Raw genomic sequence first — 2,118 nt, forward strand, 5'->3', positions numbered from 1 at the left:
TTTCCTTTGGCGCTGGCGCACGTCAGAAAAACAGTCTCGCCTAGTGGCTACCGGGGACTACGCGCCTTCGATTCTCTCTCCTTGGCGCGCAGCGAGGGAATTCCCGGTCGCCGCAGTATGCCCCAGTTCAATTTCAGCGATGAGGATCTCGATGCGCTTGCAGAGTTCCTGAAGTATACATCTGAAATTGACACGGCTGGCTGGCCACCGAATATCCAGGGCTGAGGAGAGGAGACAGACTCATGCAATATCAATACCAATCCGTAGCAAAACTTTATTTTATTGCTGCTATCGGCCTTTTTGTCGGACAGATTCTGTTCGGACTAATCATAGGTCTTCAATACGTCGTAGGTGATTTCCTGTTCCCGGAAATCCCGTTCAATGTCGCACGCATGGTGCACACTAACCTGCTGATCGTGTGGCTGCTGTTCGGCTTCATGGGCGCAGCCTACTTCCTGGTACCGGAAGAGGCAGAACGCGAGCTTCACAGCCCGTTACTTGCAAAGCTGATGTTCTGGGTGTTCCTGATTGCAGGCGCACTGACGATCGTCGGTTACCTGCTGGTTCCCTATGCAGGACTGGCACAGATGACAGGCAACGAGCTGTTGCCGACCATGGGCCGCGAGTTTCTTGAACAGCCGACCATTACCAAGATAGGCATCGTCATTGTGGCGCTGGCATTTCTTTACAACATCGGTATGACAATCCTCAAGGGACGCAAGACCGCGATCAGTCTGGTGCTGTTGATCGGCCTGCTTGGCCTTGCGCTGCTGTTCCTGTTCGCATTCTACAATCCTGACAACCTGGTTAAGGACAAGTTCTACTGGTGGTGGGTTGTTCATCTGTGGGTAGAGGGTGTGTGGGAGCTGATTCTCGGATCGATTCTCGCTTTCGTACTGATCAAGACAACCGGTGTCGATCGCGAAGTGATTGAGAAGTGGCTCTACGTGATTATCGCCATGACCCTGATCACCGGCATTATCGGTACAGGTCACCATTACTACTGGATAGGAACACCTGAGTACTGGCAGTGGTGGGGATCAATCTTCTCCGCGATGGAACCGATACCGTTCTTCATGATGACTGTATTTGCCTTCAACATGGTGAACCGCCGTCGGCGAAATCATCCCAACAAGGCTGCCTTGCTATGGGCACTCGGTACAGCCGTGATGGCTTTCCTTGGCGCAGGTGTATGGGGATTTCTTCATACCCTCGCACCGGTCAACTACTACACGCACGGTTCGCAAATCACGGCAGCGCACGGTCACATGGCATTCTCTGGTGCCTATGTAATGATCGTGCTGGCGATTATCTCTTACGCAATGCCACTAATGCGTGGCCGCAAGGCAGCGGGCAGTAATCGTTCGCAGATCGTGGAGATGTGGTCATTCTGGTTGATGACTGTCTCAATGGTGTTCATTACACTGTTTCTGACAGCGGCGGGCGTTCTGCAGACATACCTGCAGCGCTACTCGGATGAACCGCTTCCGTTCATGGTGGTTCAGGACAAGATCGAAATCTTCTACTGGCTGCGTGAACTTGCCGGTGTGGTCTTCCTGATTGGCCTGATTCTCTATATCGTCAGTTTCTTTGTCGGTAACTCCGATCCGGAAGCAGGTGCTGGTGTGGAAGAGTCCGCGTAGTTATCAACCCTGAATGGCATCCCCGCATTTGCGGGGATGCTTTTTTATGCAGATGCAGGCGAATCAACAGCTTTTGGTTCGCGACTGATTTTTCCCGGCGAGTGCGCCACTTCTATATTCGTGAATAGTATGGATGCCCAGGTGGCAACAAGCAGCGTTCAGCCACAGCATAAATATCCGCCGGGTGACCTGGCAATCTGGATTTTTATTCTTGCCGAGTTGCTTGTCTTTGCGATTTTCTTCGTCGCTTACGCTTTTGCGCGCATGAACGATGTTGAACTCTTCAATCACTACCAGCTAACGCTGGATCGTAATTCGGCACTGATCAATACCATTGCGCTGCTGACTTCAAGTTACTTCGTTGTGCAGGGAGTTATTCGTACGCTGCGCGCCAAGGAGAGAGAATCGAAGGCGCGTAGTCCCCGGTAGCCACTAGGCGAGACTGTTTTTCTGACGTGCGCCAGCGCCAAAGGAA

2 protein-coding genes and 1 pseudogene are annotated in these 2,118 nt (G+C 52.3%); all 3 read left to right on the forward strand.

Translation table 11 applies throughout. The features are described 5' to 3' along the window. A pseudogene (locus BOW51_RS11740) lies at positions 1–225 on the forward strand (hypothetical protein); the annotation flags it as partial. Between the two features lie 17 nt (positions 226–242). Next, positions 243–1,643: a cbb3-type cytochrome c oxidase subunit I gene (locus tag BOW51_RS10090; protein WP_078477604.1), complete on the forward strand. Its 1,401-nt coding sequence runs from the start codon at positions 243–245 to the stop codon at positions 1,641–1,643. 36 nt (positions 1,644–1,679) lie between these two features. Then, positions 1,680–2,072 (forward strand): hypothetical protein, encoded by a 393-nt coding sequence (locus BOW51_RS11965; RefSeq protein ID WP_370738169.1) that lies wholly within the window; start codon positions 1,680–1,682, stop codon positions 2,070–2,072. The last annotated feature ends 46 nt before the right edge of the window (positions 2,073–2,118 follow it).

This window comes from Solemya elarraichensis gill symbiont, from assembly GCF_002021095.1.
GTDB lineage: Bacteria > Pseudomonadota > Gammaproteobacteria > Chromatiales > Chromatiaceae.

Excerpts from the sequence above, each read along its gene's own strand:
- BOW51_RS10090 (WP_078477604.1), top strand. The coding sequence starts at position 243 with ATGCAATATCAATACCAATCCGTAGCAAAACTTTATTTTATTGCTGCT.
- BOW51_RS11965 (WP_370738169.1), top strand. The coding sequence starts at position 1,680 with ATGCTTTTTTATGCAGATGCAGGCGAATCAACAGCTTTTGGTTCGCGA.